Source organism: Paenibacillus sp. BIC5C1 (assembly GCF_032399705.1).
Lineage (GTDB): Bacteria > Bacillota > Bacilli > Paenibacillales > Paenibacillaceae > Paenibacillus > Paenibacillus taichungensis_A.
Genome location: NZ_CP135922.1, coordinates 3541400 through 3557479 on the forward strand (window position 1 = coordinate 3541400; position 16080 = coordinate 3557479).

The window sequence follows — 16080 nt, forward strand, 5'->3', positions numbered from 1 at the left end:
GATTTGCGATGGATTTAGTACCGCTTTCAATGTATGCTTTTGGAAACTGGAAAGGAAGTGGGAAAAATGGAACGCGAACTGGCGTTGGAAATTGTCCGAGTAACAGAATTGGCTGCGTTAGCTTCAGCACCCTGGATGGGGCGGGGAGACAAGAATAGTGCAGATGAGGCGGCTACTTTGGCTATGCGCGCCATGTTCGATTCCGTGTCCATTCGCGGCACGGTGGTAATCGGTGAAGGAGAAATGGATGAAGCACCCATGTTGTATATCGGCGAGGAAGTCGGCAACGCTGAGGGCCCCGAAGTTGATGTGGCTGTAGATCCTTTGGAAGGTACAGAGATCGTTGCCAAGGGTCTTAACAACGCTTTATCGGTTATTGCAGTGGCGGGAAAAGGCAACCTGCTCCACGCACCGGATATGTACATGGAGAAGCTGGCTGTAGGGCCGGCTCTGGTGGGCAAGGTCAGTATCGAAGACCCGGTTGAAGTGACATTGGAGAAAGCTGCTGAAGCATTGAACAAAAACATCTCAGATCTTACTGTCATGATTCTGGACCGTGTTCGACATGAGAGCACGATCAAGACATTGCGCAAGGTTGGTGTGCGAATAAAGTTCCTCAGCGATGGTGATGTTGCAGGTGCAATGGCACCTGCATTCCCAGAGGCGGGTATTGATCTGTATGTCGGATCAGGAGGAGCACCGGAAGGTGTGCTTGCTGCAGCCGCCTTGTCCTGCCTGGGAGGCGAGATTCAAGGTCGCCTGATGCCTGCAAACGCAGACGAGTTCCAGCGCTGCTTGCAAATGGGAATCGACAATCCCTACAAAGTATTAACGATGCAGGATATGATCGGTACGGAAGACGTTATTTTTGCAGCAACAGGTGTTACCCCAGGAGAAATCCTTGGCGGTGTGCGCTACCTCGCAGATGACCGGGCAGAGACCGATTCCATTGTTATGCGTGCCAAAACCAAAACGATCCGTTTCATCCGTTCTCAGCATTTCCTTCCTAATAAGGAAGTGTTGCACAAAGTACGGAAGCTTCAATCTACACCTGAGCCTTCGGATCGTATTCAAAGTCATGTCACTATTCTGGAACAGGCAGAGTTCAGTCAATCATCGGTTGGTAACGGTGTGACGACCTGATGTAGTTCTGTACTATAGTTAGCTGGGTCAACATGAATCCATGTGAAAGCATGTGAAGAAGAAGGTCATAGAGGACAAGTTACAAAAAAATATAGTAAGCATGAGGTGGGGAATTTGTTTACACAAATCCTCATCTTTTTTTGTGTTAAAAGCATTGACAACGGTTACAACACATGAGAAGATGTACGCGCGTACATAATTATTTGATACATTGCATCGGTTTTGCATGTGTTCAGGAAACATGAAGGAGGTGAGATCCATGGCATCCCGTAAAGAAGTGGCTGATCTTGCCGGTGTTTCGGAAGCTACAGTATCCCGAGTTCTTAATGGCGTTGGTCCTATTAAAGAGGAAACCCGACGCAAAGTACTTGAAGCTTCCGAGCAATTGGGTTACGTGCCCAGCGCACTGGCCCGCAGCTTTGCGAGAAGTAAGAGTGGTAACCTCGGCGTGGTGTTACCTTACGTTCCGAAAGCGCATTTGTTCTCGGCGTATTTCTTCTCGGAAATGCTTAGTGGGATTGGGAGTAAAGCCAGAGACAGCGGCATGGACTTGCTGGTCATGTTCAGGACACCGGGTGAAGTGATGAATTATAAGGATCTGTTTCGCCGTCAGAAAGTGGATGCTTGCATCATTCTTGGCGCTCGAGATGATTATGGAGAACTGAATGCCTTGCAACAGCTCCAGCAGGAAGGACATCCCTTTTGCATCATGAACCAGCACTTTGGCGGCGAATCATTCATGGAAGTGGATGCTGATCATGTGGAGGGTAGCAGACTGGCAATCCGTCACCTTACCGATCAAGGGTATCGGAATATTGCTTTTCTCAATGGACCAGACAGCTATTCCAACAGTCAGGAGCGGCTTCAGGGCGTCCAGATCGGCTTGAGTGAAGCCGGAATGAATTTGGATTCCAGTCTGTTGTTGGAGGGGAATTATGGCAGACGAAGCGGTGTGGAGGCAGCATCCACCATTGCAGCCCGACTTGACGAGATTGATGCTGTATTTGCTGCGAATGACCGGATGGCGATCGGTGTTATGCATGGTTTGCGTGAGCGTGGGATCAAGGTTCAGGATTTCCCCGCCTTTGTAGGTTACGATGACTCCGATGCGGCCGAGATGGCAGTTCCACCGCTGAGCAGTGTCAGGGTCCCCTTTTATGAAATGGGAGAACTGGCTGCATCCAAGCTTATTCATGCATCATTGGGGGCAACAGCTTCCATAGTGAATTCCGAAGTTCCCTCAGAAACTGCAAGGCAGTTGTTGCCTACAGAGCTGATTATCCGTGCATCTTCAATCCGTAATTAATACATGGCTATATAGAATGAACTAACCATTTACACGTGAACGGAGAGGACAGAAAAAACCTGAAGAAGCGAAGCGTTCGCCTTTATCCTCAGATTTTCCCTTCTAAAAGGATATCAAAAAAATCTGGGGGTAACAGCGATCAGAAGGTTGTTCTGTCATCGGAGTGGCAAGTGTAAATACTATTTAGATCAACCTGTATAGCATTATCCCAAAGGAGGAAATGACCATGTCAAATCGTCTTCGTGTCGGAATGGTTGGATACAAATTTATGGGAAAAGCCCACAGCAACGCATATCGCAGTCTGCCGATGTTTTTCCCGTCTGCCCCGCTGCAGCCAGAGATGTCTGTAATCTGCGGACGGAACGTGCAGGGAGTTGAGGAGGCTGCCAGTCAGTTCGGCTGGTCTGAAAGTGTAACAGACTGGCGCGAATTGGTGCGCCGTGATGACATCGATCTAATCGATATCAACGCTCCAAGTGATGCCCATAAGGAGATCGCACTGGAAGCCGCCCGCCAGGGTAAACATCTGTTCTGTGAAAAACCGCTGGCTCTGTCGCTAGCTGATTCGCGTGAAATGCTTCAGGCAGCTGAAGAAGCAGGGGTTGCACACATGGTCGGATTCAACTACCGTTTCTCTCCAGCAGTGCAGCTGGCCAAAGAGTTGGTGCAAAGCGGACGCCTGGGCAAAATCTATCATTTCCGAGCGTTTTTTCTTCAAGATTGGATCATGGACCCTTCGTTCCCATTGGTATGGCGTCTGCAAAAAGAAGTTGCAGGTTCCGGTTCGCATGGCGATCTTGGCGCACACTTGATTGATCTGGCACGTTTTCTGGTAGGTGAATTCAAGGAAGTAATTGGGATGAGTGAAACGTTCATTAAAGAGCGGCCGCTGGCATCGGAAATGACCGGACTTAGCGCCAAAGGTAGTTCGAATGCAGATGCTCCGAAGGGCGAAGTGACTGTAGATGACGCCACTTTGTTCCTGGCACGATTTGCAAATGGTGCACTGGGAAGCTTCGAAGCTACACGCTTTGCAGCAGGCCATCGTAGTACGAACTCTTTTGAGATCAACGGCAGTCTGGGCAGCGTCCGGTTTGATTTTGAACGGATGAATGAACTGGAAGTGTATTTTACAAAGGACGATGAAGATGTGCAGGGCTTCCGCCGTGTTCTGGCGACCGATCCGGCACATAAATATGCTGAGGCGTGGTGGCCTGCGGGACATACGATTGGATTCGAGCATACGTTCACACATGAAATGCTGGAACTGGTGACTGCGATCTCGGAAGGAAGGCAGCCTGAGCCAAATTTCCATGATGGTGTTGCCTGTCAAGCAGTATTGGAAGCCGTTGAACGTTCCGTTACAGAGCGCCGATGGGTGCCGCTAGAAGAAATGTAAGAATTGAGCCGCTCACTGAATTGTGAAGTGGACATCGTGTTGGCACTCGTTTGACATAAATAAGCTGGATTGCAGCTAGGATGTTGACCTCGGAGAGGTCTTAAGTTTGCACAAGATTTAATAGAGAATGACAATAACTTTACTACCGGAAAGCGAGTGATGGGTGATGAGCAAAGCACTAATCGTATGGGGCGGCTGGGATGGACATGAACCAGAACAGGTAGCAGCGATTTTTGAACGCATTTTGAAAGAAGAACAATTTGAGGTTGAAGTTTCAGATACACTGGAAGCCTATGCGGATGCAGAGAAACTGCTGGGTCTGGATCTAATCGTTCCGCTGTGGACAATGGGACAGATTGAACAGGAACTGGTCAACAACGTATCTGCAGCTGTTCAGAGCGGCGTGGGACTTGCGGGTCTTCATGGCGGGATGTGTGATGCGTTCCGCAACAACGTCGACTGGCAGTTCATGACGGGTGGACAGTGGGTTGCGCATCCAGGGAACGACGGTGTGGAGTACACGGTAAATATGAAGCGTGGATCCAGTCCGCTATTGGATCATATTGAAGATTTCCAGGTGAAAAGTGAACAGTACTACCTGCACGTGGATCCTGCTGTGGAAGTACTGGCAACAACACGTTTTCCTATTGTTAACGGTCCGCATGCAGCGAATGGCCCAGTGGATATGCCGGTTGTTTGGACCAAACGCTGGGGTGCAGGCCGTGTGTTCTACAATTCCCTCGGACACCATGCAGATATCGTGGAGATGAAACAAGTTACTGAAATGATGCGTAGCGGTTTCAAATGGACTGCGGCAGGCAAGACGCTTGCGCAGAGCCGTTCGAACGAAGTGTCTGAAGTTTACACAGGAATGGCTGATAACCAAAGTCATTAATAATAAATTTAATCTAAGTTAATCTAATTCAAATTTGTTGAAATAAATACATTGACCCACATGACAGCGGTCTAGAGTTTTTTATGGAAGCGCTATATCAAATGGGAACACGAAGGGAGTCCAGGCATGAAAACAATGAAAGTAGGCATTATTGGCTGCGGTAAAATCAGCGGTATTTATATGGAAAACTGTCACCGATTTGAGGTTCTCGATCTTGTTGCGGTTGCGGATCTTGACCGAAAAAGGGCTGAAGAGCAGGCAGCTGCTTATCATGTTCCTAACGTATATACGGTAGATGAAATTTTGGCAGACCCTGACATCGACCTAATTATCAATTTGACGATTCCTGCTGTTCATGCGGATGTGTGTTTGCGAGCGCTCGAAGCAGGTAAACATGTCTACGTGGAAAAACCACTCGCTGTTACACGTGAAGAGGGTCAGGCGGTCCTGGAAACGGCTAAGCGTAAAGGTCTGCTGGTAGGCTGTGCACCAGAGACGTTCTTCGGTTCAGGTATCCAGACGGCACTCAAAGTGGTAGAGGATGGTGTCATTGGCAAACCTGTGGCAGCCACCGCATTTATGATGAGCCGTGGGCATGAGCATTGGCATCCAGATCCAGAGTTCTACTATGCAGCCGGTGGCGGGCCGATGTTTGATATGGGGCCTTATTATCTGACTGCGCTCGTACAATTGCTGGGACCAATCAAGTCAATTGCTGGCATGACGGGCAAAGCGATGGAACAGCGGACGATCACGAGTGAGAAAAAGCGGGGTCAGAGCATTCCTGTTGAAATTCCGACACATGTAGCGGGATTATTGCAATTTGAGCAGGGAGCTATCGGCACGCTGATTACGAGTTTTGACGTATTTGGCGGAAGTGTATTGCCACCGATTGAAGTATACGGCACTCATGGAACCCTACAGGTTCCTGATCCAAACACATTCGGTGGTCCAGTTCGGTACCGTTTGCTAGGTGATGAGGAATGGACTGAGGTACCACTTCTGCCAGGGTATCAGGAGAATACACGTGGCATCGGTGTTGCAGATATGGCTTATGCCGTGGGCAGTGGACGCGCTCACCGAGCAAGTGGAGAGCTGGCCTACCATGTGCTTGAAGCAATGTGGGCGTTCCATGATTCTTCGGATGAACAGAGTTTTTATAAAATGGATAGCACATGTCAGCGACCAGCTGCACTGCCGGCAGATCTTCCATTGTACACACTCGATCAATAATCGATTAAGTTAGAAGAATAGCCCTGACTCCCGATGCGAGGGAAGCAGGGCTATATTTATTTTATATCAAGGCATGATTAGGGTTCGAATCCGGCCTGGCTAATCCAGATTTCATCTTCCTCAAAATGTGCCTTCATTCGTTCGACTACCATTTTGTATGCCTCAGGACTATACCAATCTTCCCTGTCCACTTGTTCGTAAAGCGGCTGCATGCCAAGTCTCCGGGTTCGTTTGCCTTCACTTCCATCTCCCATGAAGTAATCATCTACGCATATACGCTGTACAAGCGGCCTCAGGATGGCTGCAAAGTTTTCGCTGCTGGGTAATACTGGCGCAATAGCAGCCTGTGTGGGTATACCGGCATCTCGCAGTTGTTCAAGGGCACGCAATCTGCCTGCGATTGGAGGTGCTGCGGGACTGAACTGCTTGCGGATATCATCCAGATCCGTTTCTACGGTCATGCTGACCCGGACCCGGTCACCCAACTTTTGCAGCAGATCGATATCTCGGGTCACCAATGGACTTCGGGTCTGCACCAATATAAAATCGGGTGGATCCTGGGCCATGACTTCAAGTAAAGAACGCGTGATTTGCTCCTTATATTCTACGGGCTGATACGGGTCTGTACTGGATGACATAAAAAGAGTGACTTTACCTTTCGATTTCGCACGCTTAAGCTCCTTGGCAAACACATTGGCGGCTTCCTGTTTCACATCAACCCAGCTGCCCCATGGCTCTTTGCGAAATAAAGATACAGGCATTTGCCTTACATAACAGTAGGAACAGCCAAAAGCGCAGCCTGTGTAGGGATTCAGCGTATGCGTATAGCCATTCAGAAATCCTGTTCCTTTGTTCAGCAATGTTTTGGGTACTTTGTATACCAAGCTGGTCTTCATAATTGATCACGCCTTTGTTCACGATAATTGGCAGGTGTGCTTCCTGTATGTTTTCGAAATACAGTAATAAAATACGCCGGATTGGCTATGCCGACCAGTCGAGCGATATCGGTGACGGTTAGTTCAGTGCTTTCTAGCAATTTCCGGGCTTCATTGACTCTTTTTTCCTGAATATACTCCACCGGAGTTAGACCAATAATCCGTTTGAACACCCGATGCAGATGATATGGGCTACCGTGACTTACATTTGCAAGAATATCAAGTGTAAGGGGCTCGGCAAAATGATGTTCAATATAGTCTGTTACAACAGAAATCCATTCCTGATCGGGGACACGCTCGCCTGTTGGTTTGCACCGTTTGCATGGACGGAAATGTAGAGCCAATGCTTCTTCAGGGTTGTTAAATATAGAGACATTCTCATATTTGGGTGTTTTCGACTTGCAGGAAGGTCGGCAAAAGATGCCTGTTGTTTTGACACCGTAATAGAATTTTCCATCAAAGCTGCTGTCGTTGTGGATAATGGCATTCCACTTTTTGTCATCTATAGGGTCTGAATCTTTGTGATAGGGGTTGTGACTGTCCAAAAGAATCACCTCAAGTCTCATTATACCCCTGATTTATGGAGATCGACGAAGTTTCAAACAAAAAAGCAAGATATCAATATGTTGGAAATGGACATCCCTTCAATCTGATTGAAATATAGGCTACAATGTACAGGATGGCAAGCTGTATAATTGTGAAATTTATTTACGAAAGAGGTAGATTGAATGGTTCGTTTTGGAGTGGTAGGTACCAATTGGATTACAGAGAGACTTCTTGAGGCTGCTGCACAAGTCGAAGGATTCGAATTGACCGCCGTATACTCAAGAACTGAAGATAAAGCTAATGCGTTTGCAGATCAATATCAGGCTGCACTTCGATTCACCAACCTGGAAGAGATGGCGACGAGTGATGGTCTTGATGCCGTGTACATTGCTACACCGAATACCTTTCATGCCGAGCAGGCAGAGTTGTTTCTGAGAAACGGCAAACATGTACTGTGCGAGAAGCCTTTGGCTGCCAATGGGGCAGAGGTCCGTCGTATGATTGATACAGCGAAAGAACATGGAGTTTTGCTTATGGAGGCCATGAAATCGACCCTTGTTCCCTCGTTCAAAATGGTACAATCTCACCTACATAAAATTGGCCCGGTACGTAAATATGTTGCGAGTTACTGCCAGTACTCTTCACGGTACGACAAGTATAAGGAAGGAATCGTCCTGAATGCGTTCAAACCCGATCTTGCTAACGGAGCGTTAATGGATCTTGGGGTGTATTGTCTCTATCCTTTAATTACGCTGTTCGGCGAGCCTAAACAAGTTCAGTCTCAGGCGATGATGCTGGAATCGGGAGTAGATGGACAAGGCAGTGTCATTCTGAATTATGATCAAATGGAAGCGGTAGTGTCGTACTCCAAAATCTCCAATTCTCATGTTCCAAGCGAAATTATGGGCGAAAGCGGCAGCATCCTCATTGACAAAATTGGTTCACCCGAACATGCAGAGATACGCTACAATGATGGTACGGTGGAAAAACTCACTGCCGAACAAATTCATCCGTCAATGTATTATGAGGTGGAGGAGTTTGTCAATCTGATTCAGCAGGGCAAAAAGGAATCGGACATGAACACGTATGAACGTTCCTATATTACCATGCAGGTGATGGATCAGATCCGACAGCAGATCGGTCTTGTTTTTCCTAACGATTAATTCTGAAAGTGAGCTGAGACGAGATGAGCAGAGATGAGCAGAAGAGCAGAGTAGCCGGGCTGGAGCTGGCACAGATTATTTTTATCGGGCGAACCTTCGAGGAATATATGAAGATGTTCAACCTGACCGTGGAAGATATTAAGGGTAAGTCTATTCTCGATTGTCCGGGCGGGGCTTGTTCATTCAGTAGTCAAGCGCGGGAGTGGGGTGCAGATCCCATGGCAGCGGATATTGCTTATGAACATGAGATCGGACAACTGGAAGTGAAGGGACTTCAGGATATTGAACATACGATGAAACAAATGGAACAAGTACAAGACAAATATAGATGGGATGATTTCGGTTCGATTCATGGCTTGAAAGAAGAACGTAGACGTGCAATCACCGACTGTGTAGCGGATATGAGATGTTTCCCTGACTCTTATGAGGCTGCTGTACTGCCAGAGTTACCTTTTGCCGATGAACAGTTTGATCTGACATTGTCTGCGCATTTCCTGTTTACGTATGCAGATCGCCTGGATGCGGAATTCCATCTACAGACAATCTTTGAGCTGTTGCGTGTGACCAAGCGGGAGCTGCGGATTTTTCCTACGGTAGACTTGTCCGGGAGACGTTATGAGCACATGGATGAACTAAAGGCTATACTGGAAGAACGCGGATATATTACATCTGAAGAGAAAACTTCATACGAATTCCAGCGGGGAGCAGACACAATGCTCCATATTGTGAAATCTCGGTAAAAATACCTGAATTGCAACAGCACTTCATTCATGAAGGTTTTAATAAGTTACGCATGAACATAACAGGTTAGGAGGTTTTATCGGATGAAAAAAGTACTTATACTTGGTGGGACACGGTTCTTCGGCAAACGTCTGGTTGATCATTTGCTGTGGGAAGGAAAGTCTCAGATCACCGTCGCAACTCGTGGCAAAACGGATGTAGACTTTGGGCCTGAGGTCAACCGGATTAAAATGGATCGTGAAGACCCGAAATCTCTAGCCGAGGCTGCGCAGACCGACATGTGGGATATTGTCTATGACAACATCTGTTACTCGCCGGATGCGGCGAAGTCGGCTTGCGAAGCTTTTGCGGGACGTACCGAAAGGTACATTTTGACATCAACACTTTCTGTATATGGAGATCCCAAACCGGGATTCACCGAAGCCGATTTCGATCCGTACACCTACCCGGTGCAATACGGAAGCCATGAAGATTTCTCCTACGGCGAGGGTAAACGTCTAGCGGAAGCTGTGTTTTTCCAGGAAGCGGATTTCCCGGTGGCAGCGATGCGCATTCCGATTGTACTCGGAATTGATGATTACACACGAAGACTCCATTTTCATATTGAACATGTGCAAAAAGGAAAACCTATCGGCATGCCCAATCCGAATGCTGAAATTGGATTTATCAATTCCACCGAAGCCGCGAGATTTCTCGCTTGGCTCGGACATTCATCCATTACAGGACCTGTAAATGCAGCGTCCAAAGGGACGATAACACTTTCCGCCATGATGCATCTAATCGAAACGGTAACTGGCATGCAATCACAGGTACTGGCCGAAACGATCAAAGAAGACATGTCACCCTTTGGAATTTCGGAATCCTGGACAATGGATACATCCAAAGCAGAGCAGGCAGGATATACGTTTGAAGCATTAATGGATTGGTTTCCGGGTCTGGTTCGGGAAGTCGCTTTGGCTCTTCAATCCGAGGGCTAGATTCCATATATAAGAGGTACATTTCATAAAAAAGGACGCAATCAGAGAGATATTCTCCGCTGCGTCCTTTTTGTGTATTTGCTTCAACAAAACAGTTTCTCTCAAGTCAGGGTTGATCTTCGAATGATTTTCCTCTTTATTCGCAAGGTACAGAGGCCGAAGCGCGAATACGCAGCTCAGATGGCATAATGACGGTCTGTGGTTCCTCAGGAGCCTTACCTTCAATTCGGTCAATCAGCATCTGCATGCCGATTGCACCGAAATCATAGGCAGGCTGTGCAGCAACCGTGAGAAAGGGATCAAAGGCAGAAGCCAGATCGAGATCATCAAAACAGACGACCGAGATATCTTCAGGCACACGCAGCCCCCGTTTACGTAAAAGTCGAATGACGCCAATGGCGAGCATGTTGTTTGCTGCAAATATGGCTGTGGGTTTGTGCTCATGTGCAAGCAAACTATCGATACCCACTTCATCGCTGAAATCCCGGTAGCCTGTTCGAAGGATTAAATCTTCATCAAAGGGCAGGTCAGCTTCCCGGATTCCCTCCATGTATCCTTCTTCTCGCAGCCGCGCTGTCGAAACCTCGGAAGAACCATTAACCAGAGCAATGCAGCGATGTCCCAGATTCCTCAGATATCGAATCAATTGAAGCGCCCCATCTCGGCTGTCCCCAGCGATAACGTCGGATGTGATTCCCGGGACAGTACGGTCCAAAATAACAAACGGAATGTTACGTTCTTGCAACTGCTTCAAGTGATTCAGCGAGCGGTCCCCTGCAGGTGCAAACAATACACCATCGACCCGGGTAGACAGAATGGTTTCCACATAATTTTTTTCCTTGTCATAATCCTCGTCGCTATTGCTGAACAAAAGGCGGTAACCACGCAGATTGGCAGCGTCCTCCGCTCCTCGGGCCAGCGTAGTATAGAAGGGGTTGGTAATATCCGTAATCAACAATGACAGCATCTGAGTTCGTTGCAGGACAAGACTGCGCGCATTCGAGTTGGGTATGTAACCAAGTTCTTCGATGACCTGTTGTACACGCTCGCGCGTCGCCGGGCTGATGCGGCCTGTTTGATTAATGACTTTGGAGACAGTCATAGCGGAGACGTTGGCCTTTTTGGCAATATCATAAATGGTAATCAATAGGATCTAACCTTTCCGCAACATAGTCTTTCCATTCTATAGGATAATGCCGATTGACAGCAACATAGGCTCATGCTATCTTAGGGTTACCGATAACCCTAATCACAAAAAAAGTTGATTTATTTCAGTCTAACCGCTCTTCATTTTTGCTCACATCGCTTCCTTCATACTTCATAACAGGGCAGTAGAACGGAGCCAATAATAATAGAGCGTTTTTTTTAATTAAATATTTGTAAACGCATTCATTACAAGAAAAAGAATTGACCATTGGCATGAAATGGTAGTGTGTTACCTCGGGTATCGGTGAACAGAAGGAACAGAATCCCTAATCTGCCTTAACAAACTACACAGAGACAAGTCACAAGTAATTCGTACCTATTCTATGAAACCATTGAAGGAGGACGTTTTAGTATGACACATCAGGATTATCGTTATAAACAGGCATTTCCCAAGATTGGTATTCGTCCCACAATTGACGGCAGACGCAAGGGCGTTCGTGAATCATTGGAAGAGCAGACGATGCGCATGGCAACTTCCGTTGCTCAGCTGCTCGCAGCAGAACTTCGGTATCCCGATGGTTCGCCGGTAGAATGCGTCGTTGCCGAGTCCTGTATTGGTGGCGTGAACGAGGCGGCAGCAGCAGCGGAGCTATTCAGTCGCTCCAATGTGGGCGTGACCATTACTGTTACACCTTGCTGGTGTTATGGAACCGAAACGATGGATATGTCTCCATCTATTCCAACGGCGATTTGGGGTTTTAACGGAACTGAACGTCCGGGTGCAGTATATCTGGCAGCAGTACTCTCAGCACATGCACAGAAGGGGATTCCCGCTTTTGGTATCTATGGCGAGGATGTTCAGGATGGTGGAGATACGACGATTCCTGATGACGTTCGCGAGAAATTGCTGCGCTTCAGCCGTGCGGGTCTTGCCGCTGCAACCATGAAGGGACGTGCTTATCTGTCCATCGGCTCGGTATCCATGGGTATTGCCGGCTCCATCGTGAACGATTCCTTTTTCCAGGAGTATCTGGGCATGCGGAACGAATATGTGGATATGAGTGAACTGACTCGTCGTATAGAAGAAGAAATCTATGATCCTGAGGAGTATAAGTTGGCGCTAGCTTGGGTGAAGGAGAACTGTAGTGAAGGAGCGGACAACAATCCTGCCCATCTGCAGACAGATCGCAAACGTAAAGAGTATGAATGGGAAACGGTTGTGAAAATGACGCAGATCGTACGTGACCTGATGGCAGGCAATCCGAAGCTGGCGGAGCTGGGATTCACTGAGGAATCCATGGGCCATCACGCGATTGTCTCCGGGTTTCAGGGACAACGACAGTGGACGGATCATTCACCCAACGGAGATTTTCTGGAATCCATCCTGAATTCTTCCTTTGACTGGAACGGCAAACGCTCTCCTTATCTGGTGGCAACAGAGAATGACAGTCTGAATGGTGTGTCGATGTTATTCGGTTCCCTACTTACACATACCGCGCAGATCTTCGCAGATGTACGCACCTATTGGAGCCCGGATTCAGTAAAACGCGTGACAGGGCACCAGTTGGAAGGAAATGCAAAAGATGGTATTCTGCATTTAATCAACTCCGGTTCAGCTGCTTTGGATGGTACAGGGCAACAATCAAGAGCAGGTGAGCATGTGCTCAAGCCTTTCTGGGAAATTACAGACGAAGAGGTTCAAGACTGCCTGAAAGCCACCTCATGGCGGCCGGCATCCGTAGAATATTTCCGGGGCGGCGGCTATTCCGCTGATTTCCTGACCAAGGGCGGTATGCCTGTTACGATGACACGTCTCAATTTGGTCAAAGGACTAGGTCCGGTACTGCAAGTGGCTCAAGGTTACACCGTCGATCTGCCTGAGGATGTGCATGATACGCTGGATCAACGGACAGATCCGACATGGCCATCCACCTGGTTTGCACCAGTTCTGACGGGATCAGGGGCTTTTACTTCGGTCTATGAAGTGATGAATCAATGGGGCGCGAACCATGGCTCGATCTCTTATGGACATATCGGAGCGGATTTGCTGACACTGGCCTCCATGCTTCGTATCCCGGTGAGTATGCATAATGTACCGGAATCCGAGATTTTCCGTCCACGTGCTTGGGGACTGTTCGGCACAAGTGAACCGGAGAGTGCCGATTACCGCGCATGCAGCGTCTTTGGACCGTTGTATCGTTAACATCCAAACGGCTTGTCGCGGAAGCGAAGGAGGCATGAGAGATGGGAACTCAAGCAACACATGTGCTCGCTGCCGATTACGGCGCCGGGAGCGGCCGAGTGGTCCGTGGGACTTTTGACGGGAGCAAGCTTTCGTTAGAGGAAGTGCATCGATTCAGTAACGATCCTGTACTCCTGGGGGATGGATTATACTGGGATTTCCTGCGACTTTTTCACGAACTGAAACAAGGGATTGCAAAGGGCATGCAAGGCATCTCCCAACCAGTCCGTTCCATTGCTGTGGATACGTGGGGAGTCGACTATGGATTAGTGGACGGAGAGGGAAGATTATGCTTCAATCCCCGCCATTACCGGGAATCACGTAATGCGAAGTGGATGGAAGAAGCCCTGCGCATGGTAAATGAAGAAGAGCTATATTCCATGTCCGGTGTCTTGCCACAACAAATAAACACCGTATTTCAACTGCTTGGAAGTGTGCGTGAGCACTCGGAAGGTTTGCGGCCAGATGTACGCATGTTATTGATGCCAGATTTATTTAACTATTATCTATCTGGTCAGCAGGCCTGCGAGTACACAATTGCCAGTACAAGCGGACTATTGCATGCCGGAGAGGTCCGTTGGAATGAACAATTGATTGGGCGACTGGGTATTCCGGAGACGTTATTTCCACCTCTCGTACAACCAGGCACGGTGCTGGGGCAGTTAACGGATGACTTGTGTGCAGAGTTGAAGACTGGACCGATGCAAGTGATATCTGTAGGTTCACATGATACAGCTTCTGCATTAGCAGCCATTCCTGCGACAGATTCGGAATTTGCCTTTATTAGTTGTGGTACCTGGTCACTCATGGGGGTGGAACGCGAACGTCCTGTATTGGATAATCGTAGCCTTCAACTAGGGTTTACCAATGAGGGCACGGTAAATGGCAAAGTGCGAACCTTGAAGAATCGCTCAGGCCTGTGGTTATTGCAGGAGTGCAAACGGCAGTGGGAACGGGAGAATCAACGTTTTACCCATGAGGAATTGGTCCAACTCGCTGCTTCGGCAACCGCACATCAATGTTATGTATTGCCCGGTGATGGAGTGTATTTGGCTCCTGGTGACATGCCATTGCGAATCCGGCAACAGTGCAGTGCCAGCGGGCAAGCAATACCCGAAACGACCGGAGCCATTGTGCGTTGCATTCTCGAAAGTTTGGCACTGGAGTTCAGGCAGACTTTAGATGAACTGGAGCTAGTTACAGGCACCCGGCCACGGGTGATTCATATGGTCGGTGGTGGTGTGCATAATCGCTTATTGTGCCAATTTACGGCGAATGCAGCAGGGATTCCGGTGATAGCGGGTCCTGCCGAGGCAACTTCAGCCGGAAATTGCATGCTGCAATTCCTGGCACATGGCGAAGTGAGCAGCTTGTCCGAGGTGCGAGAAGTTATGGCTTCTTCCTTTTCTCCCGAAACCTATGAGCCAGAAGATAGCGCAAAGTGGCAGGAAGCCTACGTAAGATACCAAAACTTGAATCAAACATTGGCAAGCAAAACCAATTAGATAAGCATTTTGTAAAATGCTTAAAAAGAAAAATCAAAGGAGTGGAGCAGAACATGTCTGAACAACAGGTAAGGGAAGAGTTGACCAAATATGCCCGCAGAGCGGTTGCTCAAGGACTAGTGGTTGGACCTGGGGGAAATCTGAGCGCACGTTTTGAAGGAACGATGCTTCTTTCGCCGAGTGGTTACGCACTAGAGGATCTGGAGCCTGACGAATGGATCGCGATTGATATTGCGACAGGAGATACACGTGCCGGATCGACACGCCCTTCCTCCGAGGTGTTGATGCATCTGTATAGCTATCGGGTCAATCCTGACATTCAAGCCATTGTGCATACACATCCGGCATACACCATTGCCCTGAGTCTTGTTTTCGATGAATTGCCTCATTTGTTCCCTGATCAGTCGGCACTGGTGGGAGATATTGGCTTTGTCCCTTATGTTCTGCCCACAACCAAACTTCTTGCTGATGCGGTGGCTGCCAAGGTTGAAGAACACACAGCGCTTATTCTGGTTAACCACGGATTGGTTACGACAGGTAAAAACCTGCGCGAAGCCTACTACCGCACTCAAGTGGTTGAGGAAAGCGCCAAGGTGTACATGATCGCCAAGGCTGCAGGGGAGCCTAAAGTACTTACCGCGGAAGAATACAAGGAGATCCAATCTCTTGAAAGTGAAGCCTACCGTGTACAACTACTGCAACAACTCAAGTCGTAAATGAATATTTATAATTAAACGAAGTTTAAGGTTATCTCAACAAAGAGCAGATTACGTCCTCCAGAAAAAAATCTGGGATACAGGATGTGAATTGCTCTTTTTTTATTTTGGATCAAACGGGGAGTACATGGTC

The 16080-nt window shown here is 48.1% G+C and carries 14 protein-coding genes; 11 read left to right on the forward strand and 3 right to left on the reverse strand.

What is annotated here, in order from left to right; translation table 11 throughout:
• The first annotated feature begins 66 nt into the window (after positions 1–66).
• The 5 genes from glpX (at position 67) to RS891_RS15910 (ending at position 5976) form a co-directional block, all read left to right on the forward strand.
• Positions 67–1143, forward strand: coding sequence for a class II fructose-bisphosphatase (gene glpX / locus RS891_RS15890; protein ID WP_113054670.1), 1077 nt, complete (start codon positions 67–69; stop codon positions 1141–1143).
• 259 nt (positions 1144–1402) lie between these two features.
• Positions 1403–2449, forward strand: a complete 1047-nt coding sequence (locus RS891_RS15895; protein ID WP_113054669.1) for a LacI family DNA-binding transcriptional regulator — start codon at positions 1403–1405, stop codon at positions 2447–2449.
• 226 nt (positions 2450–2675) lie between these two features.
• Positions 2676–3848: a Gfo/Idh/MocA family protein gene (locus RS891_RS15900; protein ID WP_113054668.1), complete on the forward strand. Its 1173-nt coding sequence runs from the start codon at positions 2676–2678 to the stop codon at positions 3846–3848.
• 166 nt (positions 3849–4014) lie between these two features.
• Positions 4015–4743 carry a ThuA domain-containing protein gene (locus tag RS891_RS15905; protein ID WP_113054667.1) on the forward strand — a complete coding sequence of 243 codons (729 nt, stop codon included), beginning with the start codon at positions 4015–4017 and terminating at the stop codon, positions 4741–4743.
• A 126-nt stretch (positions 4744–4869) separates the two neighbouring features.
• Positions 4870–5976: a Gfo/Idh/MocA family protein gene (locus RS891_RS15910; RefSeq protein WP_315792185.1), complete on the forward strand. Its 1107-nt coding sequence runs from the start codon at positions 4870–4872 to the stop codon at positions 5974–5976.
• 77 nt (positions 5977–6053) lie between these two features.
• Here the strand turns inward: RS891_RS15910 and RS891_RS15915 are convergent, their stop codons facing one another.
• Positions 6054–6872 carry an SPL family radical SAM protein gene (locus RS891_RS15915; protein WP_315792187.1) on the reverse strand — a complete coding sequence of 273 codons (819 nt, stop codon included), beginning with the start codon at positions 6870–6872 and terminating at the stop codon, positions 6054–6056.
• Positions 6869–7477, reverse strand: a complete 609-nt coding sequence (locus RS891_RS15920; protein WP_113054664.1) for a bifunctional transcriptional activator/DNA repair enzyme AdaA — start codon at positions 7475–7477, stop codon at positions 6869–6871. Before RS891_RS15920 ends, RS891_RS15915 begins: the two co-directional genes overlap by 4 nt.
• A gap of 162 nt (positions 7478–7639) precedes the next feature.
• Between RS891_RS15920 and RS891_RS15925 the strand changes: the two genes are divergently transcribed.
• From RS891_RS15925 to RS891_RS15935, 3 genes are all read left to right on the forward strand, one after another.
• Complete coding sequence (locus RS891_RS15925; protein WP_315792189.1) at positions 7640–8620, forward strand: Gfo/Idh/MocA family protein; 981 nt, start codon at positions 7640–7642, stop codon at positions 8618–8620.
• Positions 8621–8643: 23 nt separating this feature from the next.
• Positions 8644–9360 carry a class I SAM-dependent methyltransferase gene (locus RS891_RS15930; protein ID WP_315792191.1) on the forward strand — a complete coding sequence of 239 codons (717 nt, stop codon included), beginning with the start codon at positions 8644–8646 and terminating at the stop codon, positions 9358–9360.
• A gap of 84 nt (positions 9361–9444) precedes the next feature.
• Positions 9445–10338 (forward strand): NAD-dependent epimerase/dehydratase family protein, encoded by an 894-nt coding sequence (locus tag RS891_RS15935; RefSeq protein WP_315792193.1) that lies wholly within the window; start codon positions 9445–9447, stop codon positions 10336–10338.
• 136 nt (positions 10339–10474) lie between these two features.
• Here the strand turns inward: RS891_RS15935 and RS891_RS15940 are convergent, their stop codons facing one another.
• Positions 10475–11485 carry a LacI family DNA-binding transcriptional regulator gene (locus tag RS891_RS15940; protein ID WP_113054660.1) on the reverse strand — a complete coding sequence of 337 codons (1011 nt, stop codon included), beginning with the start codon at positions 11483–11485 and terminating at the stop codon, positions 10475–10477.
• 411 nt (positions 11486–11896) lie between these two features.
• Between RS891_RS15940 and RS891_RS15945 the strand changes: the two genes are divergently transcribed.
• From RS891_RS15945 to RS891_RS15955, 3 genes are read left to right on the forward strand one after another with little or no spacing between them, the layout of a single operon-like run.
• Entirely contained in the window at positions 11897–13687 is a 1791-nt protein-coding gene (locus RS891_RS15945; RefSeq protein WP_315792196.1) for an L-fucose isomerase, read from the forward strand.
• Positions 13688–13728: 41 nt separating this feature from the next.
• Positions 13729–15231, forward strand: a complete 1503-nt coding sequence (locus RS891_RS15950) for a rhamnulokinase (protein ID WP_113054658.1) — start codon at positions 13729–13731, stop codon at positions 15229–15231.
• Between the two features lie 53 nt (positions 15232–15284).
• On the forward strand, positions 15285–15947 hold the full coding sequence (locus RS891_RS15955) for a class II aldolase/adducin family protein (RefSeq protein ID WP_113054657.1): 663 nt from the start codon (positions 15285–15287) through the stop codon (positions 15945–15947).
• Positions 15948–16080 lie beyond the last annotated feature (133 nt).